We start from the raw sequence: 24,651 nt of genomic DNA on the forward strand, positions 1-24,651 counted from the left end.
GCTTGAAACTTTAAACTTGAAACGAATCCGATTCGCTGGCAATTTTTTCCAACAGGCCGAAAGGCAGCGGAGGTAAGCGATGAAGATCTTGTGCTTGGGCGGCGGACCGGCGGGACTGTATTTCGCCATTTCGATGAAGCTGCGCGACCCGTCGCACCAGATCACTGTTCTGGAACGCAACAAGGCCAACGACACCTTTGGCTGGGGCGTGGTGCTGTCGGACGACGCGCTGGGGCGGATGCAGCAGAACGATCCCGTCAGCACCCAGGCGATCCGGTCGCATTTCGCCTATTGGGACGATATCGCGGTGGTCCATGACGGCGCACGCACCGTCTCGGGCGGGCATGGCTTTGCCGGAATCGGCCGCAAGCAGATGCTGATCCTGTTGCAGCAACGTGCCCGCGAACTTGGCGTCGATCTGCGCTTTGAGACCGTGTTCAAATCGGCCGAGGAATACCGGCAGGATTACGATCTGGTCGTTGCCTGCGACGGCATCAACTCGGTCGTGCGCGCGGAATACGCCGATGTCTTCAAGCCCGATATCGACACGCGGCTGTGCAAGTTCATCTGGCTGGGCACGCATCAGAAATTCGACGATGCCTTTACCTTCATCTTTGAGCGGACCGAGCATGGCTGGGTCTGGGCGCATGTCTATCAGTTCGACGACAACACCGCGACCTTCATCGTCGAGACCCTGCCCGAAACCTGGGAAAAGCTGGGTTTCCCCGACATGTCGAAAGAGGATTCGGTCGAGACTTGCCGCAAGATCTTTGAACGCCATCTGGGCGGTCATGAGCTGATGTCGAATGCCACGCATCTGCGCGGTTCGGCGGTCTGGATCCAGTTCCCCCGCGTGATCTGCGAACGCTGGTATCACGAAAACGTCGTGCTGATGGGCGATGCGGCGGCGACGGGGCATTTCTCGATCGGCTCGGGCTCGCGGCTGGCTTTCGACAGCGCCATCGCGCTGGCCGAATACCTGCACTCCGAACCGACGATGGAAGGTGCGTTCGAACGCTATCAAGAGGAACGCCGGGTCGAGGTGCTGCGCCTGCAATCCGCCGCCCGCAACAGTCTGGAGTGGTTCGAGCAGGTCGAGCGTTATCTGGACATGGAGCCGGTGCAGTTCGCCTATTCTCTGCTGACCCGCAGCCAGCGCATCAGCCACGAAAACCTGCGCCTGCGCGATCCCGAATGGCTGGCGCAGGCCGAGGACTGGTTCCAGAGCCGTGCCGGCGGGCAAAAGGGCCGGCGCCCGATGTTCGCCCCCTTCAAGCTGCGCGACATGGTGCTGGAAAACCGCGTCGTCGTCTCGCCCATGGCGCAATACAAGGCCGTGGACGGCTGCCCGACGGACTGGCACCTTGTCCATTACGCCGAACGCGCCAAGGGTGGCGCCGGGCTGGTTTATACCGAGATGACCTGTGTATCGCCCGAAGGCCGGATCAGCCCCGGCTGCCCCGGCCTTTACGCGCCCGGGCATGAGGCGGCATGGAAGCGGATCGTCGATTTCACCCATGCCGAGACTCGGGCGAAAATCTGCATGCAGATCGGCCATTCAGGGCGCAAAGGCTCGACCCAACTGGGGTGGGAGGACGCCGACCGGCCGCTGGCGCAGGACAACTGGCCGCTGCTTTCCGCCAGCGCGATTGCATGGCAGGACGGCAATGCCGTGCCCAGGGCGATGGACCGTGACGACATGGACAGGGTGCGCGACCAGTTCGTCGCCGCGACCGAAATGGCGGCGCGCGCGGGGTTCGACATGGTCGAACTGCACGCGGCGCATGGTTACCTGATCTCCAGCTTCATCTCGCCGCTGTCGAACCGGCGCGGCGACGAATACGGCGGCAGTCTGGAAAACCGCATGCGCTATCCGCTGGAGGTCTTCGGCGCGATGCGTGCCGTCTGGCCGGCTGAAAAGCCGATGTCGGTGCGCATCTCGGCCAACGATTGGGTGGGGAATGATGGCGTGACCCCCGAAGAAGCCGTCCAGATCGCCAGGTTGTTCGCCGCTGCGGGGGCCGATATCATCGACGTCTCGGCCGGCCAGACCAGCACTGGCGCGCGCCCGGTCTATGGGCGGATGTTCCAGACCCCGTTCAGTGATCGCATCCGCAACGAAGCCGGGCTGGCCACCATGGCCGTGGGTAATATCACCGAGGCGGATCAGGTGAACGGCATTCTGCTGGCCGGCCGGGCGGATCTGGTCTGCCTTGCCCGTCCGCATCTGGCCGATCCCTATTGGACGCTGCACGCCGGCATCGAGGCCGGGGACAGGGCGGCGGCATGGCCCTTGCCCTATCTGGCCGGGCGCGATCAGGCGGCGCGGCTGCAAAGCCGGGCGCAAGAGGCGATCCGGGCATGACGGTCGCGGGCAAGCGCGTATTGATTACCGGCGGCGGCAGCGGTGTCGGGGCCGATCTGGCGCAGGCATTTGCCTCGGCCGGCGCAGCGGTGGTTGTTGCGGGTCGCCGGCTGGACCTTCTGCGGGCGGTGGCCGAAAGCCTGCCGGGGGCCCGCGCCGTGCAGGCGGATGTGACCGACGAGGCCAGCGTCACGGCGATGTTTGCCGAAGCCGGCCCCTGCGACATCGTCATCGCCAATGCCGGGGCGGCCGACAGCGCGCCCCTTGGCCGGGTCAGTCTGCAGGACTGGAATGCCATGCTGGCAGTCAACCTGACCGGCACCTTCCTGACCTTCCGCGAAGGGTTGGCGCAGTTTTCGGGCTGGGGCCGGCTGATCGCGGTGGCCTCGACCGCCGGGTTGAAGGGCTATGCCTATGTCGCGCCCTATGCGGCGGCCAAGCATGGCGTTGTCGGGCTGGTGCGGTCGCTGGCGCAGGAGGTGGCAAGGGGGCCGGTGACGGTCAATGCCCTGTGCCCCGGATTTCTGGATACCGAAATGACCGAACGCTCCATCGCCACCATCATGGAAAAGACCGGCAAAAGCCGGGATCAGGCGCTGGCCGCCCTGACCGCGACCAATCCGCAAGGCCGGCTGATCCAGCCGCGCGAGGTCAGCGCGGCGGCGCTGTGGCTTAGCGCGCCGGGGGCCGAAGGGATCAACGGCCAAGCCATCGCCATCGCGGGGGGCGAGACATGACCGATCCCCTATCCAAGCGCCGGCTCAAGCTGTGGATACGCCTGCTGGGCGTGACCCGCGCTGCCGAGGGTGAATTGCGCGAATTCCTGCGGGTCCGGCATGACACCACGCTGCCGCGTTTCGATGTGATGGCCGCGCTTTATCGCCGGCGCGAGGGCATCACCATGACCGAGCTGTCGCGGATGCTGCTGGTGTCGAACGGCAATGCGACCGCCGTGGTGGACCGGCTGGAAAAGGACGGGCTGGCGCGGCGCACGCCCTCGGAAACCGACAGGCGCACGGTGCTGGTCGCGCTGACGCCCGAGGGGCTGGCCGTGTTCGAAGGATTGGCCGTCGATCATGAGGCCGAGGTGAACCGTATCTTCGCCGGTCTGGGCGAAGAGGACATCGACCTGTTGACCGAGATATTGAAACGCATGGGGGTCGCAAAATGACCAAGCTGGCCGGCATGAAGCCGCAACATTTCATCTGGGAGATGCAGGACCGCATCGCCGTGATCCGCCTGAACCGCCCTGATCGGAAAAATCCGCTGACCTTCGACAGCTATGCAGAGCTGCGCGACACCTTTCGCGCACTGGTCTATGCCAGCGACGTGGATGTCGTGGTGCTGGCCTCGAACGGGGGGAATTTCTGCTCGGGCGGGGATGTGCATGACATCATCGGCCCACTGGTCGGGCTGGATATGAAAGGGCTTCTTGCCTTTACCCGCATGACCGGGGATCTGGTCAAGGCGATGATCGGCTGCGGCAAGCCGGTGATCGCGGCGGTCGATGGGATCTGCGTCGGTGCGGGTGCGATTCTGGCCATGGCCTCGGACCTGCGGCTGGCGACGCCAGAGGCGAAATGCGCCTTTCTGTTCACCCGCGTCGGGCTGGCGGGCTGCGACATGGGCGCCTGCGCCATGCTGCCGCGCATCATCGGGCAGGGTCGGGCGGCGGAACTGCTTTACACCGGCCGGGTGATGAATGCCGGCGAAGGGCATGCCTGGGGTTTCTGGAACGGGTTGCATGAGGCAGAGGTGCTGGAGGCCGAGGCCCTGACCTTGGCGCGGCGGCTGGCGGCGGGACCGGTCTTTGCCCATGGCATCACCAAGACGCAATTGAACCAGGAATGGAACATGGGGCTGGAGCAGGCCATCGAGGCCGAGGCGCAGGCGCAGGCGATCTGCATGCAGACCCGCGATTTCGAGCGCGCCTATCGTGCCTTCGTGGCCAAGGAAAAGCCCGTGTTCAAGGGCGACTGAAACGCACCGGGGGCTGTCTGCCCCCGGACCCCCGAGGATATTTGGACACGGAAGATGGACAAGAGCTTTCTGGACTGGCCGTTTTTGGAGACCCGCCACCGCGAGTTGGCGGTTGCGCTGGAGGATTGGTGCGCAGCGAACCTGCCCGCCGATCACGGCGATGTCGATGCCGCCTGCAAGGGTCTGGTTGCGGCGCTGGGTCGGGCGGGGTTCCTGCGCCATACTGGGGCTGGTGCTGACGAAGTGCTGGATGTGCGCAGCCTGTGCCTGATCCGCGAGACGCTGGCGCGTCACGATGTGCTGGCCGATTTTGCCTTTGCCATGCAGGGTCTGGGCATGGGCGCGGTGTCGCTGTTCGGCACGCCGACGCAGCGGCAATGGCTGGACCGGACCCGCACGGGTCAGGCCATCGCGGCTTTCGCGCTGACCGAACCGGGCGCGGGCTCGGATGTGGCCAGCACGGCGACACTGGCTGAACGGGTCGAGGGCGGCTGGCGGCTGAGCGGTGAAAAGACCTATATCTCGAACGGTGGCATTGCCGATCTTTATGTCGTTTTTGCCCGCACGGGCGAGGCGCCGGGTGCGCGCGGCCTGTCCGCCTTTCTGATGCCGGCCGATAGCGCGGGGCTTTCCGTGGCCGAGCGGATCGAGGTCATTGCCCCGCATCCTCTGGCGCGGCTGACGCTGGATGGGGTGGTGCTGCCGGATGCGGCGCTGATCGGCCGGCCCGGCGAGGGGTTCAAGATCGCCATGTCCGTGCTGGACGTGTTCCGCGCCACCGTGGGGGCTGCGGCGCTTGGCATGGCGCGCCGCGCGCTGGATGAGGCGCTGGCGCGGGCGCAGCGGACGCGTGCGGGCGGCGGGATGCTGGCCGATTACCAGATGGTGCAGGGGCATCTGGCCGATATGGCGCTCAAGGTCGATGCGGCGGCGTTGCTGGTCTATCGCGCCGCCTGGACCAAGGACGGGGGTGCGGCGCGCATCACGCGCGAGGCGGCGATGGCCAAGCTTTACGCCACCGAGGCCGCGCAAGAGGTGATCGACGCCGCGCTGCAACTGCATGGCGGCGACGGCGTGCGCCACGGCTCCAAGGTCGAAGAGCTTTACCGCGACATCCGCGCCCTGCGCATCTATGAGGGCGCCAGCGACGTGCAGCGCGTGGTCATTGCGCGGAGTGTGCTGGCATGACCTATCGGCGCCGTATCCAGGTTGAGTTCAATCACTGCGATCCAGCGGGGATCGTCTTTTACCCCCGCTATTTCGAGATGCTGAACTCGGTGATCGAGAACTTCTTTGCCGATGTGCTGGCCTATCCTTTTACCCGCATCCACGTCGAAGAAAAATGCGCCGTCCCGACCGTGCAGATCGACGCCGGTTTTCAGGCCGTGTCGCGTCTGGGCGAGATGCTGGAATTCACGCTTGAGGTGCAGCATGTCGGCCGCTCCAGCGCCCGGCTGGCGCAGCGCGCCACTGCGGGCGGACAGGTCAAGCTGCAATGCACCTCGACCCTGGTGTGGGTCACGCCGGACGGTCGCGCTGCGCCCTGGCCCGAGGCGATCCGGCAAAAGATGATTGCGTTCATGGAGGCAAACGATGGTGCATGAGGTTCTGCATCCAAAAAGCTGGAAGGCGACGCCGGGCTATTCCAACGGGATCGCCGCGACCGGACGGATGGTGTTCACCGGCGGCATGATCGGCTGGAACGACCAGCAGGAGTTTGAAACCGACGATTTCGCCGAACAGGTCCGCACGGCGCTGAAATCCATCGTCGCCTTGCTGGCCGAGGCCGGCGCGCGCCCCGAACATCTGGTGCGCCTGACGTGGTATGTAACTGACAAGGCTGAATATCTTGGCGCGCTCAAGGGGATCGGCCAAGCCTACAAGGACACCATCGGCCGACACTATCCGGCCATGGCGCTGGTGCAGGTCGTGGCACTGGTCGAGGACCGCGCCAAGGTCGAGATCGAGGCAACCGCCGTGATCCCCGCCTGACGGGGGCAAGGCGTCTGCGGGCAAGGCACGAAAAGATGCCTGTCCGCCCAACAGGGAGACTTAACATGACAGGCAATCTGCCGCTTGGACCCTCGGCGCATGTCGACAGCTTCGCGCGCGACAACCTGCCGCCGGCCGAGCTTTGGCCGCGGCTGAAGCTGGAGGGTTTCGACTATCCCGACTATCTGAACGCGGCGGTCGAACTGACCGACCGCATGGTGGAAAAGGGCTTTGGCGACCATATCGCGCTGATCGGCAACGGCCGCATCCGCAGCTATAAGGAACTGACCGACTGGACCAACCGCATCGCCCATGCGCTGGTGGAAAACTATGGTGTGCGGCCGGGCAACCGGATCCTGATCCGCTCGGCCAACAACCCGGCCATGGTGGCGTGTTGGCTGGCGGCGACCAAGGCGGGCGCGGTGGTTGTCAACACCATGCCGATGCTGCGCGCCGGCGAACTGTCCAAGATCATCGACAAGGCGCAGGTCAGCCACGCACTTTGCGACACAAGGCTGATGGACGAGCTGACGCTGGCCGCGAAAGACAGCCGCTATCTGAAAACCGTGGTGGGCTTTGACGGGACGGCGAACCACGATGCCGAACTGGACCGCGCCGCCCTGTCCCAGCCGGTGCGCTTCGACGCGGTGCGTACGGGCCGCGATGACGTGGCGTTGCTGGGCTTTACCTCGGGCACCACGGGCGAGCCCAAGGCGACCATGCATTTTCACCGCGACCTTCTAATCATTGCCGACGGCTATGCGCGCGAGGTGTTGCAGGTGCAGCCCGAGGACGTGTTCGTAGGCTCTCCGCCCCTGGCCTTTACCTTTGGGCTGGGCGGGTTGGCGGTGTTTCCGCTGCGGTTCGGCGCCTCGGCGGCGCTGCTGGAAAACGCCGCACCCCCGCATATGATCGAGATCATCCAGAAATACCGCGCCACCATCTGCTTTACCGCACCGACCGCCTATCGGGTGATGATGCGCGCCATGGACGAGGGCGCGGACCTGTCCAGCCTGCGCATCGCCGTTTCCGCGGGCGAGACGTTGCCAGGCCCGGTCTATGAGGAATGGATGGCCAAGACCGGCAAGCCGATGCTGGATGGCATCGGCTCGACCGAGATGCTGCATATCTTCCTGACCAACAGGCTGGGCGACAGTCGCCCGGCCTGCACAGGCCGTCCGGTGCAAGGGTATGAGGCAAAGATCATCGGCCCCGACGGGCATGAACTGCCCCCGGGCGAGACGGGGCGGCTGGCGGTTCGTGGCCCGGTCGGCTGCCGCTATCTGTCCGACCCGAAAAAGCAGCAGGCCTATGTGCAGGACGGCTGGAACCTGACCGGCGACAGCTTTTGGCGCGACGAGGGCGGGCATTTCCACTTTGCCGCCCGCACCGACGGCATCATCGTCTCGGCCGGCTACAACATCGCCGGTCCCGAGGTCGAGGCCGCGCTGCTGTCGCATCCCGACGTGCTGGAATGCGCGGTGGTCGGTGCGCCCTCGGACGATCGCGGCCAGATCGTCGAGGCGCATGTCGTGCTGCGCCCCGGCTCCGAGGCGGACGAGCTGATGGCGAAGAACCTGCAGGACCACGTCAAATCCGTCATCGCGCCGTTCAAATATCCGCGCAGCGTGGTGTTTACCGATGCCCTTCCCAAGACGGAAAGCGGTAAGATCCAGCGTTTCCGCCTGCTGGAAGGGCGGACGTGACCACGGCTTGCGGGCTGATGCGCGAAAGCCGTTGCAGCCCGTGACCACATCATAAAAAAATGCGACGAATAGTCGCGCATACAACAGGGAGTTTGTCATGAAACTGAAAAGGCTGCTGATCTGCGGCACGGCCGCTTTGGCCCTTGCCGGGGCCGCTCAGGCCGAGGGCGTCAAGGTCGGGATGATCACGACGCTGTCGGGCGGTGGTGCGGGGCTGGGCGTCGATACGCGCGACGGCTTTCTGCTGGCGCTGAAAAACGCGGGCGACGCCGGTAAGTCGGTCGAACTGGTGATCGAGGACGACCAGCAAAAACCCGATGTCGCCGTGCAGATCGCCGACAAGATGATCCAGTCCGAACAGGTGGACGTCCTGACCGGCATCGTCTGGTCGAACCTTGCCATGGCGGTGGTGCCGGCGGCGGTCGGGCAGGGCAAATTCTATCTTTCGACCAATGCCGCGCCCTCGCAACTGGCCGGGGCGGGCTGCAATCCGAAATATTTCTCGGTCTCGTATCAGAACGACAACCTGCACGAGGCGGCGGGTGCCTATGCCACGGATGCCGGTATCGGCAAGGTGTTCATCATGGCGCCGAACTATCCTGCCGGGCAGGATTCGCTGGCGGGCTTCAAGCGCTACTATAAGGGCGAGGTGGTCAACGAGATCTATACCCAGGTCGGCCAGACCGATTACGCCGGCGAGATCGCCCAGATCCGCAACAGCGACGCCGATGCGGTGTTCTTCTTCCTGCCGGGCGGCATGGGCATCGCCTTCATGAAGCAATATGCCGAATCCGGCGTGGGCAAGCAGGTGATCGGCCCCGCCTTCAGCTTCAGCCAGGACATCCTGCCCGCCGTGGGCGATGCCGCGCTTGGCGTCAAGAACACCGCGCAATGGTCCAAGGATCTGGACAACGCGGCCAACGCGGCCTTTGTCGAAACCTTCCAGGCCGAATATGGCCGTCTGCCGTCGCTTTACGCGGCACAGGCCTATGACACCGCGAACCTGCTGCTGTCGGCCATCGCCAAGGCGGATGTGCAGGACGCCGATGCCTTCCGCGCCGCATTGGCCGAGGCTGATTTTCCCAGCGTGCGCGGCAAGTTCAGCTTTGGCCCCAACCAGCATCCGATTCAGGACTATTACGTCCGCGAGGTGGTCAAAGAGGGTGACGTGCTGACCAACAAGATCATCGCTCCGGCCATGGCCGATCACGGCGACGCCTATGCCGAACAGTGCAAGATGTAGGCTGCGCTGAGAACCGGGCCGGCGATGTCCGGCCCACCCCCAGTCCGGCAATTCGGGAGAAAAAGCGGTGATGCTTCTGGCCGAGCAGGCGCTCAACGGCCTGCAATACGGGATGATGCTGTTTCTGATGGCCGCCGGGCTGACCCTGGTCTTTGGCGTCATGGGGCTGATCAACCTTGCCCATGGTTCGCTTTACATGTTCGGCGCCTTCGCCTGTGCGGCGGTGGCGGCAGCCACCGGCTCGTTCTGGCTGGGGCTGGCGGCCAGTCTGGTGGCCGCCGCCGCAGCGGGCGCGCTGGTTGAAATGGTGGTGATCCGGCGGCTGTATGCGCGCGACCATCTGGATCAGGTGCTGGCCACATTCGCGCTGATCCTGGTGTTTTCCGAGGGCACGCGCTGGCTTTTCGGCTCTTTCCCGCTGTATCTGACGCTGCCGCCCACGCTTTCGGGCGCGGTCGTGCTGCCGGGTGGGCTGCATTATCCGCTGTTCCGGCTGGTCATCATCGGCTTTGGCGCGGCGGTGGCGGTCGGGCTGTGGTGGCTTATCACCCGCACCCGGCTGGGCATCCGTATCCGCGCCGGAGAGGCGGACCGCGAGATGATCGGCGCGCTTGGCGTCGATATTGCCCGGCTTTACACTATCGTCTTCGCGCTTGGCGCGGCCTTGGCGGGCTTTGCCGGCGCCTTGGTCGGCTCCATGCAGTCGGTGCAGGTCGGCATGGGAGAGCCGGTGCTGATCCTGGCCTTTGTCGTGGTGGTGATCGGCGGCATCGGGTCGATCAAGGGGGCGCTTGTGGGCGCGTTGTTGGTCGGCATGACCGATACGCTGGGCAAGGCGCTGCTGCCGGGGCTGTTCGCCCGCGTTCTGGACACCTCCAGCGCCAATACCATCGGGGCCTCTCTGGCCTCGATGCTGATCTATATCCTGATGGCGGTGGTGCTGATCCTGCGGCCGCAGGGACTTTTCGGGGCAAGGGCGTGACCATGCGACAGACATTGAACCGCGACACGGCCATCAACCTGATTATCTTTGGCCTGCTGGTCGCCACCGCAGTCGGGGCGCAACTGATGGGCGACGGCTTTACCGTCACGCTGGCGACCAAGGCCGCGATCTTTGGTCTGGCCGGGGTCGGGCTGAACCTTGCGCTTGGTTACGGCGGGCTGATCTCTTTCGGGCATGCGGCGTTTTTCGGCATCGGCGGCTATGTGACCGGGATCTTTGCCAGCCATGCCAGCCTGGGCACCCCAGTCACCAGCCTGCCATTCACCGTCATGGGCAGTAACGAGATGCTGGGCATCTGGCCGATGGCGATGCTGGCGGCGGGTCTGGCGGCGCTGGTCATCGGGGCGCTGAGCCTGCGCACCTCGGGCGTCTATTTCATCATGGTGACGCTGGCCTTTGCGCAGATGCTTTACTATTTCGCCATAAGCTGGCCGCGATACGGCGGCGAAGACGGGCTGAGCTTTTACGTCCGCAATACCTTCCCCGGCCTGAACACCTTTGCGCCGCTGCAGTATTTCACCATTTGCGCGGCGCTGCTGGCCATTGCGCTGGTCTTTACCGCCGTGGTGACGCAGTCGCGCTTTGGCCTGACGTTGCAGGCGGCGCGGCAGAACAGCCAGCGGACCGTCGCGGTCGGCATCCGTCCCTATGCGATCCGGCTGACCGCCTTTGTGCTGTCGGGCATGATCGTCGGGCTGGCGGGGTCGCTTTACGCCGATCTCAACCGCTTCGTCAGCCCGTCCATGCTGTCGTGGCATATGTCGGGCGAGATCATGGTGTTTGTCATCCTTGGCGGGGTGGGGCGGCTGTGCGGGCCCGTCGCGGGGGCCGCGATCTTTATCCTGCTGGAGCAGGTGCTGGGCGGCATCAGCGATTACTGGCAGGCGCTTTTGGGATTGTTGCTGCTGGCCATCGTCCTGTTCGCGCCGGGCGGCTTGATCGGCATCGTCACGCGGAGGGGCCGCAATGCCTGAACCCAAGCTGAACGAACCGATTCTGGAAATCCGCTCGCTGCGCAAATCCTTTGGTGCGTTGGTGGCGACCGACGATGTCAGCCTTGACCTGCGGCCCGGCGAAATCCACGCGCTGATCGGTCCCAACGGTGCCGGAAAGTCCACGCTCATCAAGCAGATCGTGGGCGAGATCCGTCCCGACAGCGGCTCGATCCGCTTCGAGGGGCAGGTGATCGACGCACTGGACGCGGCGGCGCGGGCGCGGCTGGGGCTGGCGCGCAGCTTTCAGGTGTCGTCCGTGATCCCGGATTTTACCGTGCTGCAGAATGTCATGCTGGCCGTTGCGGGGGCCAGCGGCGCGGTGTTCCGCTTTCACCTGCCGGCGCTGGCCGACCGCAAGCTGACCGAACCCGCGATGTTCCATATCGAGCAGGCGGGGCTGGCCGGGCGGCATCTGGTCCCCGCCGCGAAACTGTCGCATGGCGAACGCCGCAAGCTGGAGATCGCGATGGCGCTGGCCATGCGCCCGCGCGCCTTTCTGCTGGACGAGCCGATGGCGGGCATGGGGCTGGAGGGCGGCCGGCAACTGACCGCCATCCTGTCCGAACTGCGCGCCGAGGCGCCCATTCTGCTGGTCGAACATGACATGGACGCGGTCTTTGCGCTGGCCGACCGCATCTCGGTTCTGGTCTATGGCCGGATCATCGCCACCGGCAGCGTGGCCGAAATCCGCGCCAACCCCGAGGTACGCCGGTCCTATCTGGGAGAGGACGCATGACCCGCCTGCTAGAGCTTGGCGACGTCACCGCCGCTTACGGCGCGGTGCAGGCGCTGTTCGGCATCTCGCTGGACATGGATGAAGGCGAGGTGGTGGCCCTGATGGGTCGCAATGGCATGGGCAAGACCACGACGATCCGCTGCATCAGCCGCCTGATGCCGCATTCCGGCGGCAACCTGCGCTTTGCCGGCCGGGATGTGGCGGGCTTGACGGCGCCCAAGGTGGCGCGGCTGGGCGTCGGTCTGGTCCCCGAGGGGCGGCGCTGCTTCGCCCCACTGACCGTGGCCGAAAACCTGACCGTTGCCGCCCGGCCCGGACCTTGGGACATGGCCCGTGTCTGCGCCCTGTTTCCCCGCCTGCAAGAGCGGATGGGTCAGGTGTCGCGCACGCTGTCGGGGGGGGAACAGCAGATGCTGGCCATCGGGCGGGCGCTGATGACCAACCCGCGCCTGCTTATTCTGGACGAGGCAACCGAGGGGCTTGCCCCCGTGGTGCGGCAAGAAATCTGGGAAGGCGTGCGCCGGCTCAAGGCCGAGGGGCTGTCGATCCTGCTGGTGGACAAATCGCTGCGCGAGATCGCATCGGTCGCCGACCGTGCGGTCATCCTCGAACGCGGCGCGACGGTCTGGCAGGGCGGGATGGCCGCGCTGACCCCTGAACTGACCGACCGCTATCTGGGTGTATAAGGAGGCTGGGGTGGCAACCATCTATCGCGGCATGAACCGGGCCGAACTGGACACGGCCTACAGCAATACCGGCCGGTTGGCAGATTTTCCGGGCTTGATGCGGGATTACCGCGCCCGCAGCGACGCGCTTTATGCCGCGCGGGACTGCCGGCGGGACCTGCACTATGGTCCGGGCCTGCGCCAGACCTATGACTGGATTTCATGCGGCCAGCCCGATGCGCCGGTTTTTGTCTTTCTCCACGGCGGCTATTGGCAACATTGCGTCAAGGAGGATTTCGCCTTTTGCGCTGTGGGTCCGCTGGCGCAGGGCCATGATGTCATCCTTGCGGAATACACGCTGGCGCCGCAGGCCGGCATGACGCAGATCGTGGCCGAGATCGGGCTTTTGCTGGACCATCTTGCGCCGCAGCTTGCCGGGCGGCCGCTGTGTCTGGCCGGACATTCCGCCGGCGGTCATCTGGCCGCCATGCATTGCGGCCACCCCGTGGTGGGCAAGGTGCTGGCGATCAGCGGGCTGTTCGATCTTGAACCCATCCGTCTGGGCGAGTTGAACGACAAGCTGCAACTGACCGAGGCCGAGGTCGCCGCCTGCAGCCCGCAACGCAATATCGCCGCAGGCCCGCCCATGCTGATCGCGGTCGGCGCGGATGAACTGCCCGAGCTGATCCGGCAATCGCGGGACTATGCCGAAACCTGCCGGCAAGCGGGTGAGCGCGCGACTTTGCTGCATGTCTCCGGCTGCGATCATTTTCAGGTGCTGGACGATCTGGCCGACCCGCAGGGGGTGCAGTTGACGGCGCTGGCCCGCTTGGGCGGGTAGACAGCGCGCGGGCTATGACGGGTCGCGCGCGCCGCCTTGGCATGCGTCGTTGTGGGTCCGCCACGCCTCCAGCGCCTGGGTGAAACTGTCGAAATCCCCGGCAAAGCGGGCAAGCCGTTCGTCGGGCCAGTCGCCGACGATTTCGCGGATCATTTCGAACTTTACCCGTTGGATCTCGGCAAAGATATGGTCGCCCGTATCGCTGCGCTGTAGCACGGCACGGCGCGCATCCTGCTGCGAGACGGCGCGAATCAGAAAACCCTGCCGCACCAACTCTGCCACCAGACGACTGGCGCGCGAAGGGTCGATCCGTAACTGACGCGCAATGTCGCCGACCGAGACTTCGGCCGCAGGGTGGTTGTCGCCGCTGACAGGTCGCTGAGGCACCAGGCCGAGCACGTCCAGGTCCGACACATCCAGCATCGGCGCGACATTCCGCAGCGCCAGCCGGCCGATCACCCGTCGTCCGATCAGCATGCGGAACCGCCCCATCGAGGACGATATCCGGTCGATCCCGGCCATCCTGCCGGCTTCTTGCATCAGCTCTTCCTCTCGCATATACGTGCGCTTGACACATATATGCTATCCGCACATATTGCGCAATGCAAACACAGCCCGCGACGGTGTTCGGGCCCAGTCAGGTTTTCGGCCCATGTCCCAGCAAATGCAACCCGGCCCCGTGGGTCTTGGTCTCAGCCATCGCCGTCGCAAGGTGATCTTCTGCTTCCTGATGCTTTCCATGTTCATGGCGTCGCTGGACAACCAGGTCGTCTCGACCGCGCTGCCGACCATCGTGGGCGAGTTCGGCGCGATCGAGCGGTTCGGCTGGGTCGGCTCGGCCTATCTTCTGGCGCAAAGCGCGATCATGCCGGTCTATGGCAAGCTGGGCGATCTGTTCGGGCGCAAATATGTGATGATGTTTGCGGTGGCGCTGTTCACGCTGGGCTCGGTCGTCTGCGGGCTTGCATGGTCGATGGAAAGCCTGATCGCGGCGCGTGCCTTTCAGGGGCTGGGCGCGGGCGGGATCATGGTGTCGATCTTTTCGATCAACGCCGATCTGTTCGAACCGCGAGAGCGGGCGCGTTATCAAAGCTTTTCCAGCCTTGTGCTGATGGCCTCGGGTTCGGTCGGGCCGACGCTGGGCGGCACGATGAGCCAGTATCTGGGCTGGCGTTCGATCTTTCTGGTCAACCTGCCGATCGGAGCGGTGGCGCTGGTGGGGCTGCTGTTGCTTTTGCCCTATCGGCGGCCCGAACGGCAGCCCCGGATCGACTATCTTGGCGCGCTGACGCTGGCGGTGGCGATCGCGGGCATCGTCTTGTGGGCCGACAGCCAGTCGCTGTTCGGTTCGCTGACCGCGGCCCCTGCGCTGGCGCTGCCGGTGATTTCGGTCGTGGCGCTGGCGCTGTGGCTGCGGATCGAACGCCGGGCGCCCGAGCCGATCATCCCGCTGCACCTGTTCGGGGATCGCAACTTTGCGCTGCTGCTGATTGTCGGGGCGACCAGCGGCGGCATCGCCATCGGCATGGTCAATTATCATGCGCTGTTCTTGCAGATGACCACCGGCCTTTCACCGGCTTCGGCCGGGCTGTTCTTCATCGCCGTGACCGGAGGCATTACCATGGGGTCGCTGACGGCGGGGCGGCTGATCTCGACCACCGGACGTTACAAGCCTTGGATGGTGCTGGGCCTGTGTCTGGCGATGTGCTGCCTGCTGGGCCTGTCCGTCCTGCCGCTGCATGCGCCCTTCTGGGTGGTGGCGGTGCTGCTGATGGGGCAGGGCATGGCCATTGGTCTGGGCCAGCAGGGGCCGGTGATCGGCGCGCAGATCTCGGCCCCGCGCGCGGATGTGGGCGCGGCAACCGGGGCGGTGACGCTGACACGGATGGGGGGCGCATCGCTGGCGATCTCGATCTACGGCGCGATTTTGTCGGATCGGCTGATGCACGCTACGGTTCAAGGTGCGGGCAAGCTGGCCGAGATGACGCCCGAGCGCATGGCGGCATTGGCTCCATCTGTGCGCGAGGCGGTTTCGGCGACCTTCCGCGATGCTTTTAGCTGGGTTTATCTGGCGGCCGTCGGCGTGGCGGCGGTGGGACTGCTGGCGGCGGCGGCGCTGCGCCCGGTGCTGTTGGCGCCGAACCAACCGGCGCAGCCTTCGGACAGCGTCCGCGCCGAACTGGGCACCTCCGTCGCGCGTGCGGGCTAGGTATTTGCAGACTGCCCGAAGCCCGCTCAGCGGTTGCTGTCGATCCAGCGCGACAGCAACTGCCGGTCGCGAAAGCATTCGTCGGGCACGGCGCGCCGTTTGAGCCGGGCGATACGCTCGGCAAAGGCGACCTGTTTTGATGTCGGCAGCCCCGTGGCCGGTCTTATCCGCGCCTGCGCCTCGATCCATGCGCTGAGCGTGCGGCGATCCTGCTGCACTTCCCAAGGCAGCAAGGTCTGGTTTCTCAGCGCCAGCGACCGGGCATAGGCGATCTGGCGCGGTGTGGCCGGCAGGGCAAAGGTGGTGGCATCCATCGCGGATCTCCCTTGCTGATCATGATTCCAATATAGAACATACAGGGAACAAAATCAATCCGGGGTCGAATACCGCCGCCTTTACAGATTCAGTCTGCGTGTCAGGATCTTTTCGATCTCCAGAATGGTCATGGTCGCCACGCCGACCAGCAGAATGACCAACCCGTCCACAAAAGCCACCGGGGCGCTGTCAAACAGATCGTGCATGAAGGGCGCATAGGTGAACAGCAATTGCGCCGCGACCACCACCGTGATGGCCCCCAGCACCGCCGGCGTGCCCATGGCGCCGATCAGGCTGAACGAGGTGCGGTGCAGGTAGCGCACGTTGAACAGATAAAAGATCTCCATCACGACCAGCGTGTTGACCACCATGGTCCGTGCGCCTTCGATGGCATAGCCGCGGCGTTGGGCATATTCGAAGATGCCAAAGGCCCCCAGCATGAACAGGAACGAGACGAAGCCGATGCGCCACAGCAGAAAGCGCGACAGGATCGGGGCGTCGCGCGGCCGGGGTGGGCGGCGCATCACGTCGGGCTCGGCCGGTTCAAAGGCCAGCACCAGCCCAAGGGTGACGGTCAGGATCATGTTGATCCACAGAATCTGCACCGCGGTCATCGGCAGGGTCAGGCCCAGGATGATGGCCAGGATGACGCACAAAACCTCGCCCCCGTTCGAGGGCAGCGTCCAGCCGATCACCTTGCGGATATTGTCATAGACGGTGCGTCCTTCATGGACCGCGGCGACGATCGAGGCGAAGTTGTCGTCCAGAAGCACCATCTGCGCCGCCTCCTTGGCGGCCTCGGTACCCTTGCGGCCCATAGCGACGCCGACATCGGCCTGCTTGACGGCCGGGGCGTCGTTCACGCCGTCGCCGGTCATGGCGACGATATGGCCGTTGGCCTGCAGGGCATCGACGATGCGCAGCTTGTGTTCGGGCGTGGCGCGGGCAAAGACGCTGATATTTTCGACCACGCGGCGCAGTTCCTCGTCCGGCATGCCGTCAAGGGCCGCACCCTCCATCACCCTGGGATCGTCGGCGATGGCAAGCTGGCGGGCGATGGCCGCTGCCGTGCCCTGGTGGTCGCCGGTGATCATCTTGATGGCGATCCCGGCCGAGCGGCACTCGGCCACGGCGGCGATGGCCTCGTCCCGGGGTGGGTCGATGAAGCCGGCAAGCCCAAGGAATGTCAGCCCGCCCTCGACCATCGCGAAATCCAGCCTTTCGGTGTCGGTGCCGACGGCCATGCTGGCAAAGCCCAGCACCCGCTCGCCCCCCGAGGCGCAGGCGTCGATACATTCCTGCCAATAGCCCGGATCAAGGGGCCGCGTGGTCCCACCCGCCGCCTGATCCGCGCACATGGCCAAAACCCGTTCCGGCGCGCCTTTGACAAAGATGCGCCGGCCGCCCTGCGGGTCGTCGTGCAGCGTCGCCATGAAACGGTGCTGCGCGTCAAAGGGGATTTCGTCCAGTCGGTTCCACAAGGCGCGCTGGGTTTCGGGATGCAGGCCGGTCTTGGCGGCGGCGGCGACCAGCGCGCCCTCCATCGGGTCGCCCAGCACCGCCCATTGATCGCCGCTTTGCACCAGCCGGGCGTCGTTGCACAAAAGCCCGGCATGGACCAGCATGTCACGGTCAACGTCCGGCACAGGTGCCGCGCCTTGCGGGTCCGCAAGCTCGCCCTCGGGTGCGTAGCCTGAACCGGAAACCGCGGTCACGCTGGCAGAGGTCACCAGATGGCGCACGGTCATTTCGTTGCGGGTCAGCGTGCCGGTCTTGTCCGAGCAGATCACCGACGTCGCGCCCAGCGTCTCGACCGCCGGCAACCGACGCACCACGGCATTGCGCGCGGCCATGCGGCGCACGCCAAGGGCAAGGGTGATGGTGATGACGGCGGGCAGCCCCTCGGGGACCACGCCGACCGCCAGCGCGACCACCACCATCAGCGCATCCAGCGGGGCATAATCCCGCGCCAGCGTGGCAAAGGCGAAAAGCAGCGCGGCGGTGGCGATGGCGAACCAGGTAAAGCGGGTGCCAAAGGCGTTGATCTGGCCAAGCAGCGGCGTGGTCAGGCTTTGCACCGCCCCGATCATGCCGGAGATGCGGCCGATCTCGGTCCGTGGGCCGGTGGCGATGGCGACGCCGGTGCCCTGGCCGGTGGTGATGAGGGTGCCGGAATGCAGGATCGGTGCGCGATCACCCAAGGCGGCGTCGGGGGGAACGGACCTTTCGGTCTTTTCGGCCGGGACGGATTCGCCGGTCAGGATCGCCTCATCCGCGCTTAGCCCGCGCGCCCGCAACAGGCGGATATCGGCGGGCACCTTGTCGCCCGCCTCGACAACCACGATGTCGCCCGGCACGATCAACCGGGTGTCGAGCGTGTGCCGCTCGCCCCCGCGCACGACGACGGCATGGGGGGCGATCATGTCGCGGATCGCGTCCAGCGCGCGTTCGGCCTTGCCCTCCTGGATAAAGCCGACCACGGCGTTGATCAGAACGACGACGACGATCACCGCCCCGTCGATGATATGCCCCAGCGCGATGGCGGCCACCGCCGCCGAAAGCAGGAAATAGATCAGGGCGTTGTTGAACTGGGCCAGAAACCGCAGCACCGGATGGGTGCGGGCGGCGGGCGGCAGCTCGTTGTGGCCAAAGCGGTCCAGCCGCCGCGTGGCTTCGTCCTGCCCCAACCCGTCAAGGCTTGTCGCCAGTGCCGCGCAGGTCTCGTCGCCGGTCAGGGCATGCCATGCGGCGGATTCGTCCGGGGCGAGATCGGCGGGCTTCATCGGGCTCTCCTTCGGCAGTCGCCTGCCTTTCGTCGTGTCTGGCGGCATGGGCTTGTCGGTTCATTGCGTGGGGCGGGGGTCTGGACCCGCGCCGGCATCAGCGTTGCATGACATAGGTGCCGGGCGCATCGGCCCGCGGCGCATAGCCGGCCTTGGCTGCACCCATCGCCGGCGGTGCGGCGCGGTCTGGGGCGGAATGGATGGCGAGCCATTCGGTCCAGCCTTCCCACCACGATCCGGGCCGCGCCTCGGCGGTCTGGGTCCAACTGTCGGGGCTGGGGCAGCGGCCGCCTGCGGGCCGCTGGGCGATGCGATAGCGCCGCCGCGGCCGTCCCGGTTCGCTGACGATGCCGGCATTATGGCCGCCGCTGGTCAGCACAAAGGTCAGTTCGGTATTGCTGAGGTAATGGATCTTGAAGACCGAGCGCCATGGCGCGACGTGGTCGCGTTCGGTTCCCACGACGAACATCGGCACGCGGATGTTCTGGATCGCGGCGGGGCGGCCGTTGACCATGAAGCGCCCGGCGGCCAGTTCGTTGTCCAGATAAAGCCGCTGCAGATATTCGGCATGCATGCGATAGGGCATGCGCGTCGAATCCGCATTCCACGCCATCAGGTCGATCATCGGCGTGCGCTCTCCCATCAGGTAGTCATGCACCATCCGCGACCAGATCAGGTCGTTCGAGCGTAAAAGCTGGAACGCCCCGGCCATCTGGTCGGCCGAGAGATAGCCCCGGTTCCACATCATGCTTTCCAGCAGGTGCAACTGGCTGTGGTCGATGAACAGCGCAAGCTCGCCCGGTTCGGTGAAATCGGTCTGTGCCGCCAGCAGGGTCAGGCTGGCCAGCCGGTCGTCGTCGCCATGCGCCATGTCGGCAGCGGCGATGGACAGCAGCGTGCCGCCCAGACAATAGCCCACGGCATGAACCTTGCGTTCCGGCAGGACGGCGTTCACCGCATCCAGCGCATCCATCACCCCCAGCCGGCGATAGTCGTCCAGCGTCAGGTCGCGATCCTCGGCCCCCGGGTTGCGCCACGAGATGCAAAAGACCGTATGACCCTGCGCCACCAGATGCCGGATCAGCGAATTCTGCGGCGACAGGTCCAGAATGTAATATTTCATGATCCACGCCGGCACGATCAGGATCGGCTCGGCCATGACCGTTTCGGTGGTGGGGGCGTATTGGATCAGTTCGATCAGGTGGTTGCGATAAACCACCTTGCCGGGCGTGACCGCCACATCCTTGCCGACCACGAAATTCTCGGCCCCGACCGGGGGGCGGCCCGCCGCCTGCCGGACCATGTCCTCGGTCCAGTTGCGCATGCCGTCCAGCAGATTCATGCCGCCGGTCTGTATGGTGCGGGCGATCACCTCGGGATTGGTAAAGGGCAGGTTCGAGGGCGAGAATACGTCGAGCATCTGCCGCGCCGCGAAGGATACGATTTCCTCGTGATGCGGGTTCATCCCCGGCACCTCATGCGTGGCATTGTGCCACCATTGCTGCTGCAACAGGAACGCCTGCGCCCAGATGCTGAAGGGCGGTTTCTTCCAGCCCTCGGCGGCAAAGCGGTAATCGCCGGGCAGCGGTTCTATGCAATCCGGGGTCTCGCGGTCAAGGGTCCGCGCAACGATATGGCACAGCAGGCGCGCGGCCTTGCGGTTGGCCTTGTCGATCAGCTCCAGCCGCTTGCCGGGTGCTGCGGCCAGATGCATGCTCCAGTCCTGCAGGGCCAGCGTCAACGCCGCCGGAGACAGGCCGTTGGTCAACTGCCCCGCCATCGCCTCGCGCATGCGGTCGAGGGTGCGGAACACCTCGCGTCCCAAAGGCTCGGGGCAAGGCACCGGAGGCAGATCGGCAGAGGCGGCGGGCGGTGTCGATGCGCTGGTCGGCGTCTTCATGGGCGTCTCCTCGGCGGTTGATCGGGGCGGGAAGCCGGGCTGTTGGCGCAGGCGATCCGCCCGAAACTCCCGTCATGGTGGCGCGAACGCCTTATGCGCCACCCTTGCGGATATCGCGCCCGACCGACGTTGATTCAAGTCAAGATGCCCGGAGTTTCCCGGTCTTGTCCAGCGCTTGCCCGGAAACGCCGCACCTGTTCAGCCGTGCGGGACCCGGCGCCGGGCCCAGATGATCCAGCCTGCCCAAAGCGCCGCCAGCGAAAACCACGTCAGCGCATAGCCCAGATGGCTGTTGCGAAACCGGATCACGGTCAGGCCGCCGACCGGTTGCGCGTCAGTGCCTCCGGCGTCGGCGTCGATGAAATAGGGCGCAACCGGACCGATCCCCTGTGTCGCGGCGATGGCGGCGGTGTCGCGCGAATACCAGCGACCGGCCTCGGGGTCGTTTGCGCGCAAGAAGGCACCGCCCGGCTGGCTGATACGCATGAGGCCCGTGACCGTTACCTTGCCGTCCGGCAGGGGGCGGTCGTCGCGGGCCGTGTCGGCGACGAAGCCGCGATTGACCAGCACCAGCCAGCCCTGCGGGGTCTGCATCGGCGTCATCACCCAGAAACCCGGCCCGCGTTCCGTCACCGCCTTGACCAGCGTGTCGTTGTTTGTGCGAAAGCTGCCCGTCACCTCGACCCGGCGATATTCGGCATCGCGCGGGTCGAGCCCCGCCCATTCGGCGGGACCGGGGGCGGGGATCGGCGGGGCGGCCAGCCGCGTCTCGACCCGCGCGATGAGGTCGGTTTTCCACGCAAGGCGCTGCACCTGCCAGACCCCCAGCGCGCAAAGCGTTGCGAAAACCGCCAGCGCGCCGGCAATGACGGCCCACCTGCGCAGGGGGCCTGCACCCCCCGCCCGGGTCACGAGCCCAGACCCTGCATCAGCTCGTGGTTCATCTGCGGCATCATGTTATTGTTCATGTGATACATGACCCAAAGCGAGCCGGCCAGCAGGATGACCACCACCACGATGGTGAAGATGGTCGAAAGCAGGGTCCAGCCCTCTTCCTGGGTGCCGTTCATGTGCAGGAAATAGACCATGTGGACCAGGATCTGCACCACGGCAAAGCCGATCACCGTAACGGCGGTCAGGGCGCGGCTGTCGAAACCGCCCGCCATGACAAGGCCAAAGGGGATCGCGGTCAGGATCACCGACAGCACGAAACCCTTGATATAGCCGGCATAGCTGCCGTGGGCATGGCCGTGATCGTGATCGTCGTGATGTGCGTGTGTGTCGGACATCAGATCATCCCCAGCAGATAGACAAAGGTGAAGACGCCGATCCAGATGACGTCCAGAAAGTGCCAGAACATCGACAGGCAGACCATGCGGCGTCGGTTGGCGGTGATCAGCCCCTTGCGCCTTAGCTGCACCATCAGCGTCACCAGCCAGATCGAGCCAAAGGTGACATGCAGCCCATGCGTGCCCACCAGCACGAAAAAGGCCGAAAGGAACCCGGACCGCTGCGGGCCGGCGCCGATGTGGATCAGGTGGTGGAACTCGTAAAGCTCGATGGCCAGAAAGCACAGGCCGAAGAACAGCGTCACGAGCAGCCAGCGCAGCGTGCCCGCTTTATCGCCCTTGCCCATCGCCAGCATGGCGAAGCCGAAGGTGATCGAGGACAGCAGCAGCATGGCGGTGTTGACCGCCACCAGTTCCAGATCGAACAGGTCCTTGGGTCCGGGTCCGGCCGCGAAACTGTTGGCCAACACACCATAGACCGCGAACAGGACCGCGAACATCAGGCAGTCGCTCATCAGGTAGACCCAGAAGCCCAGGCTGGTCGAGGACCCCTCGGGGTGGTGATGGGGTTCAAGCTGCCAATAGCGGGCGATGGGATTGGTGGATGCGGTGCTCATGTCTCAAACCCCCTGCGCAAGCTGACGCGTGCGGGCATCCTCGGTCGCCTGAACCTGCGAGACGGGGATGTGATAGTCGCGATCATAGTTGAAGGTATGGGCGATGCTCGCGGCGATGATGCCAAGAAAGCTCAGGGCCGCCAGCCACCAGATATACCAGACCAGCGCCAGGCCGCAGACCGTCGCCAGCGCGGCGATGACGACGCCCGTGCCGGTGTTCTTCGGCATGTGGATCGGCATGAAGCCGGCAGTGGGACGGATTGCGCCCTCTCGCTTCATCTCCCACCAGCTATCCAGCCCGTGCGAGATCGGATTGAAGGCGAAGTTATAGGCCGGAGGCGGCGACGAGGTCGCCCATTCCAGCGTCCGCCCATCCCATGGGTCGCCCGACACATCGCGATATTCCGGGCGGTCGCGACGCATGATCGACACGCCGAACTGCACGAACATGGCCGCGATCCCGCAGGCGATCAGCACCGCGCCAAAGGCGGCGATGGCGAACCAGATCTGCAGGTCGGGGTCCTCGAACACCCGCAGCCGCCGGGTCACGCCCATCAGGCCCAGGATGTAAAGCGGCATGAAGGCGACCCAGAAGCCCACGACCCAGAACCAGAACGAAACCTTGCCCCAGAACACGTCCAGCTTGAAGCCAAAGGCCTTGGGCCACCAGAAGTTGATGGCCGCGAACAGGCCGAACACCACGCCGCCGATGATGACGTTGTGGAAATGCGCGATCAGGAACAGCGAATTGTGCAGCACGAAATCGGCGGGCGGCACGGCCAGCAGCACGCCCGTCATGCCGCCGATCACGAAGGTCAGCATGAAGGCCACGGTCCACATCATCGGCAGCTCATAGCGGATGCGCCCCTGATACATGGTAAAGAGCCAGTTGAAGAGCTTGGCCCCGGTCGGGATCGAGATGATCATCGTGGTGATCCCGAAGAACGAGTTGACCGAGGCGCCCGACCCCATGGTGAAAAAGTGGTGCAGCCAGACCAGATAGGACAGCACCGTGATGCAGACGGTGGCGTAGACCATCGAGGAATAGCCGAACAGCCGCTTGCCCGAGAAGGTCGAGGTGACTTCGGAATATACGCCGAATAGCGGCAGGATCAGGATATAGACCTCGGGGTGGCCCCAGATCCAGATGAGGTTGATATACATCATCGGATTGCCGCCAAGATCGTTGGTAAAGAAATTGGTCCCGACATAACGGTCCAGCGTCAGCAGGATCAGGGTCATCGTCAGCACCGGGAACGAGGCGACGATCAGGATGTTGGCGCAAAAAGAGGTCCAGGTGAAGATGGGCATCCGCATCATCGTCATGCCCGGCGCCCGCATCTTCAGGATCGTCACCAGCAGGTTGATGCCCGACAGCGTCGTGCCCACGCCCGCGACCTGAAGCCCCCAGATGTAATAATCGACCCCGACCCATGGGCTGTAGCCGATGCCCGACAGCGGCGGAAAGGCCAGCCAGCCGGTCTGCGCGAACTCACCCACGAACAACGAGGCCATGGTGATGATCGCGCCGCCCACCGTCATCCAGAACGAAAAGTTGTTCAGGAAGGGAAAGGACACGTCGCGCGCCCCGATCTGCAGCGGCACGATATAGTTCATCAGCCCGGTAATGAACGGCATCGCCACGAAAAAGATCATGATGACGCCATGGGCGGTAAAGATCTGGTCGTAGTGATGCGCGTTCAGATACCCTTCGGAGCCGCCAAAGGCCCAGACCTGCTGCAACCGCATCATGATGGCGTCGGCAAAGCCGCGCACGAACATGATCAGCGCCAGCACGATATACATGATGCCGATCTTCTTGTGGTCGACCGAGGTGAACCACTCGTGCCACAGCCAGCCCCACAGCCGGTATTTCGTCAGCGCCGCCAGTACCGCAAGGCCGCCAAGGGCCACGACGGCAAAGGTCGCCCAGACGATCGGCTCTTTCGGGATCGCGTCCCAGTTCAGCCGGCCAAGAAGAAAGGTGGTTTCGTTTGAAAACGTAGCCATGC

General features: G+C 65.1%; 23 protein-coding genes. 15 read left to right on the plus strand and 8 right to left on the minus strand.

Going from position 1 to position 24,651, the window contains the following annotated elements; genetic code table 11:
- Positions 1–79: 79 nt before the first annotated feature.
- The 14 genes from JWJ88_RS11330 to JWJ88_RS11395 all read left to right on the plus strand — a co-directional run bounded on the left by JWJ88_RS11330 (position 80) and on the right by JWJ88_RS11395 (position 13,526).
- On the plus strand, positions 80–2,365 hold the full coding sequence (locus JWJ88_RS11330) for a bifunctional salicylyl-CoA 5-hydroxylase/oxidoreductase (RefSeq protein ID WP_205295457.1): 2,286 nt from the start codon (positions 80–82) through the stop codon (positions 2,363–2,365).
- Positions 2,362–3,102, plus strand: coding sequence for an SDR family NAD(P)-dependent oxidoreductase (locus tag JWJ88_RS11335; protein WP_205295458.1), 741 nt, complete (start codon positions 2,362–2,364; stop codon positions 3,100–3,102). Before JWJ88_RS11330 ends, JWJ88_RS11335 begins: the two co-directional genes overlap by 4 nt.
- Positions 3,099–3,536, plus strand: coding sequence for a MarR family winged helix-turn-helix transcriptional regulator (locus JWJ88_RS11340; protein ID WP_205295459.1), 438 nt, complete (start codon positions 3,099–3,101; stop codon positions 3,534–3,536). Before JWJ88_RS11335 ends, JWJ88_RS11340 begins: the two co-directional genes overlap by 4 nt.
- Complete coding sequence (locus JWJ88_RS11345; protein WP_205295460.1) at positions 3,533–4,345, plus strand: enoyl-CoA hydratase family protein; 813 nt, start codon at positions 3,533–3,535, stop codon at positions 4,343–4,345. The genes JWJ88_RS11340 and JWJ88_RS11345 overlap by 4 nt, the downstream gene beginning before the upstream one ends.
- A 54-nt stretch (positions 4,346–4,399) precedes the next feature.
- Positions 4,400–5,533, plus strand: coding sequence for an acyl-CoA dehydrogenase family protein (locus JWJ88_RS11350; RefSeq protein ID WP_205295461.1), 1,134 nt, complete (start codon positions 4,400–4,402; stop codon positions 5,531–5,533).
- Positions 5,530–5,949: an acyl-CoA thioesterase gene (locus tag JWJ88_RS11355; RefSeq protein ID WP_205295462.1), complete on the plus strand. Its 420-nt coding sequence runs from the start codon at positions 5,530–5,532 to the stop codon at positions 5,947–5,949. Before JWJ88_RS11350 ends, JWJ88_RS11355 begins: the two co-directional genes overlap by 4 nt.
- The gene (locus JWJ88_RS11360; protein ID WP_205295585.1) at positions 5,942–6,337 is read left to right on the plus strand and encodes a RidA family protein; all 396 of its coding nucleotides are present in this window, start codon (positions 5,942–5,944) and stop codon (positions 6,335–6,337) included. The genes JWJ88_RS11355 and JWJ88_RS11360 overlap by 8 nt, the downstream gene beginning before the upstream one ends.
- Positions 6,338–6,402: 65 nt before the next feature.
- Positions 6,403–8,043, plus strand: coding sequence for an AMP-binding protein (locus tag JWJ88_RS11365; RefSeq protein ID WP_205295463.1), 1,641 nt, complete (start codon positions 6,403–6,405; stop codon positions 8,041–8,043).
- Positions 8,044–8,140: 97 nt separating this feature from the next.
- Entirely contained in the window at positions 8,141–9,286 is a 1,146-nt protein-coding gene (locus tag JWJ88_RS11370) for an ABC transporter substrate-binding protein (protein ID WP_205295464.1), read from the plus strand.
- Positions 9,287–9,356: 70 nt separating this feature from the next.
- The gene (locus JWJ88_RS11375) at positions 9,357–10,268 is read left to right on the plus strand and encodes a branched-chain amino acid ABC transporter permease (RefSeq protein ID WP_205295586.1); all 912 of its coding nucleotides are present in this window, start codon (positions 9,357–9,359) and stop codon (positions 10,266–10,268) included.
- Positions 10,269–10,270: 2 nt separating this feature from the next.
- Positions 10,271–11,263 (plus strand): branched-chain amino acid ABC transporter permease, encoded by a 993-nt coding sequence (locus JWJ88_RS11380; protein WP_205295465.1) that lies wholly within the window; start codon positions 10,271–10,273, stop codon positions 11,261–11,263.
- Positions 11,256–12,020: an ABC transporter ATP-binding protein gene (locus JWJ88_RS11385; protein WP_205295466.1), complete on the plus strand. Its 765-nt coding sequence runs from the start codon at positions 11,256–11,258 to the stop codon at positions 12,018–12,020. Before JWJ88_RS11380 ends, JWJ88_RS11385 begins: the two co-directional genes overlap by 8 nt.
- Positions 12,017–12,706, plus strand: a complete 690-nt coding sequence (locus JWJ88_RS11390) for an ABC transporter ATP-binding protein (protein ID WP_205295467.1) — start codon at positions 12,017–12,019, stop codon at positions 12,704–12,706. The genes JWJ88_RS11385 and JWJ88_RS11390 overlap by 4 nt, the downstream gene beginning before the upstream one ends.
- 10 nt (positions 12,707–12,716) lie before the next feature.
- Entirely contained in the window at positions 12,717–13,526 is an 810-nt protein-coding gene (locus JWJ88_RS11395; RefSeq protein ID WP_205295468.1) for an alpha/beta hydrolase, read from the plus strand.
- 12 nt (positions 13,527–13,538) lie between these two features.
- Here the strand turns inward: JWJ88_RS11395 and JWJ88_RS11400 are convergent, their stop codons facing one another.
- Entirely contained in the window at positions 13,539–14,066 is a 528-nt protein-coding gene (locus JWJ88_RS11400; RefSeq protein ID WP_240200251.1) for a MarR family winged helix-turn-helix transcriptional regulator, read from the minus strand.
- Positions 14,067–14,178: 112 nt separating this feature from the next.
- On the opposite strand from JWJ88_RS11400, the gene JWJ88_RS11405 reads away from it, so the two are divergent.
- A complete protein-coding gene (locus JWJ88_RS11405; protein ID WP_240200252.1) occupies positions 14,179–15,735 on the plus strand; it encodes an MDR family MFS transporter in 1,557 nt (518 codons plus the stop codon).
- A gap of 26 nt (positions 15,736–15,761) precedes the next feature.
- On the opposite strand, the gene JWJ88_RS11410 is transcribed toward JWJ88_RS11405, so the two are convergent.
- The 7 genes from JWJ88_RS11410 to cyoB form a co-directional block, all read right to left on the minus strand.
- The gene (locus tag JWJ88_RS11410) at positions 15,762–16,049 is read right to left on the minus strand and encodes a hypothetical protein (protein ID WP_205295470.1); all 288 of its coding nucleotides are present in this window, start codon (positions 16,047–16,049) and stop codon (positions 15,762–15,764) included.
- 81 nt (positions 16,050–16,130) lie between these two features.
- A complete protein-coding gene (locus tag JWJ88_RS11415; protein ID WP_205295471.1) occupies positions 16,131–18,833 on the minus strand; it encodes an HAD-IC family P-type ATPase in 2,703 nt (900 codons plus the stop codon).
- 97 nt (positions 18,834–18,930) lie between these two features.
- On the minus strand, positions 18,931–20,733 hold the full coding sequence (locus JWJ88_RS11420) for a PHA/PHB synthase family protein (protein ID WP_205295472.1): 1,803 nt from the start codon (positions 20,731–20,733) through the stop codon (positions 18,931–18,933).
- A 198-nt stretch (positions 20,734–20,931) separates the two neighbouring features.
- On the minus strand, positions 20,932–21,645 hold the full coding sequence (locus JWJ88_RS11425) for an SURF1 family protein (protein WP_205295473.1): 714 nt from the start codon (positions 21,643–21,645) through the stop codon (positions 20,932–20,934).
- A complete protein-coding gene (cyoD, locus tag JWJ88_RS11430) occupies positions 21,642–22,022 on the minus strand; it encodes a cytochrome o ubiquinol oxidase subunit IV (protein ID WP_205295474.1) in 381 nt (126 codons plus the stop codon). Before cyoD ends, JWJ88_RS11425 begins: the two co-directional genes overlap by 4 nt.
- Complete coding sequence (cyoC, locus tag JWJ88_RS11435) at positions 22,022–22,639, minus strand: cytochrome o ubiquinol oxidase subunit III (protein ID WP_205295475.1); 618 nt, start codon at positions 22,637–22,639, stop codon at positions 22,022–22,024. The genes cyoD and cyoC overlap by 1 nt, the downstream gene beginning before the upstream one ends.
- A gap of 3 nt (positions 22,640–22,642) precedes the next feature.
- Positions 22,643–24,649, minus strand: coding sequence for a cytochrome o ubiquinol oxidase subunit I (cyoB, locus tag JWJ88_RS11440; RefSeq protein ID WP_205295476.1), 2,007 nt, complete (start codon positions 24,647–24,649; stop codon positions 22,643–22,645).
- Positions 24,650–24,651 lie beyond the last annotated feature (2 nt).

It is taken from the genome of Paracoccus methylovorus (assembly GCF_016919705.1).
In the GTDB taxonomy this organism is placed as follows: domain Bacteria; phylum Pseudomonadota; class Alphaproteobacteria; order Rhodobacterales; family Rhodobacteraceae; genus Paracoccus; species Paracoccus methylovorus.

What these genes read in the sequence shown, in the direction of transcription:
- JWJ88_RS11415 (WP_205295471.1), bottom strand. Translation starts at nt 18,833, where the DNA reads ATGAAGCCCGCCGATCTCGCCCCGGACGAATCCGCCGCATGGCATGCC.
- JWJ88_RS11380 (WP_205295465.1), top strand. Translation starts at nt 10,271, where the DNA reads ATGCGACAGACATTGAACCGCGACACGGCCATCAACCTGATTATCTTT.
- cyoB (WP_205295476.1), bottom strand. Translation starts at nt 24,649, where the DNA reads ATGGCTACGTTTTCAAACGAAACCACCTTTCTTCTTGGCCGGCTGAAC.
- JWJ88_RS11365 (WP_205295463.1), top strand. Translation starts at nt 6,403, where the DNA reads ATGACAGGCAATCTGCCGCTTGGACCCTCGGCGCATGTCGACAGCTTC.
- JWJ88_RS11345 (WP_205295460.1), top strand. Translation starts at nt 3,533, where the DNA reads ATGACCAAGCTGGCCGGCATGAAGCCGCAACATTTCATCTGGGAGATG.
- cyoC (WP_205295475.1), bottom strand. Translation starts at nt 22,639, where the DNA reads ATGAGCACCGCATCCACCAATCCCATCGCCCGCTATTGGCAGCTTGAA.
- JWJ88_RS11420 (WP_205295472.1), bottom strand. Translation starts at nt 20,733, where the DNA reads ATGAAGACGCCGACCAGCGCATCGACACCGCCCGCCGCCTCTGCCGAT.
- JWJ88_RS11340 (WP_205295459.1), top strand. Translation starts at nt 3,099, where the DNA reads ATGACCGATCCCCTATCCAAGCGCCGGCTCAAGCTGTGGATACGCCTG.
- JWJ88_RS11370 (WP_205295464.1), top strand. Translation starts at nt 8,141, where the DNA reads ATGAAACTGAAAAGGCTGCTGATCTGCGGCACGGCCGCTTTGGCCCTT.
- JWJ88_RS11390 (WP_205295467.1), top strand. Translation starts at nt 12,017, where the DNA reads ATGACCCGCCTGCTAGAGCTTGGCGACGTCACCGCCGCTTACGGCGCG.
- JWJ88_RS11330 (WP_205295457.1), top strand. Translation starts at nt 80, where the DNA reads ATGAAGATCTTGTGCTTGGGCGGCGGACCGGCGGGACTGTATTTCGCC.
- JWJ88_RS11375 (WP_205295586.1), top strand. Translation starts at nt 9,357, where the DNA reads ATGCTTCTGGCCGAGCAGGCGCTCAACGGCCTGCAATACGGGATGATG.
- JWJ88_RS11350 (WP_205295461.1), top strand. Translation starts at nt 4,400, where the DNA reads ATGGACAAGAGCTTTCTGGACTGGCCGTTTTTGGAGACCCGCCACCGC.
- cyoD (WP_205295474.1), bottom strand. Translation starts at nt 22,022, where the DNA reads ATGTCCGACACACACGCACATCACGACGATCACGATCACGGCCATGCC.
- JWJ88_RS11335 (WP_205295458.1), top strand. Translation starts at nt 2,362, where the DNA reads ATGACGGTCGCGGGCAAGCGCGTATTGATTACCGGCGGCGGCAGCGGT.
- JWJ88_RS11355 (WP_205295462.1), top strand. Translation starts at nt 5,530, where the DNA reads ATGACCTATCGGCGCCGTATCCAGGTTGAGTTCAATCACTGCGATCCA.
- JWJ88_RS11385 (WP_205295466.1), top strand. Translation starts at nt 11,256, where the DNA reads ATGCCTGAACCCAAGCTGAACGAACCGATTCTGGAAATCCGCTCGCTG.
- JWJ88_RS11410 (WP_205295470.1), bottom strand. Translation starts at nt 16,049, where the DNA reads ATGGATGCCACCACCTTTGCCCTGCCGGCCACACCGCGCCAGATCGCC.
- JWJ88_RS11405 (WP_240200252.1), top strand. Translation starts at nt 14,179, where the DNA reads ATGTCCCAGCAAATGCAACCCGGCCCCGTGGGTCTTGGTCTCAGCCAT.
- JWJ88_RS11400 (WP_240200251.1), bottom strand. Translation starts at nt 14,066, where the DNA reads ATGCAAGAAGCCGGCAGGATGGCCGGGATCGACCGGATATCGTCCTCG.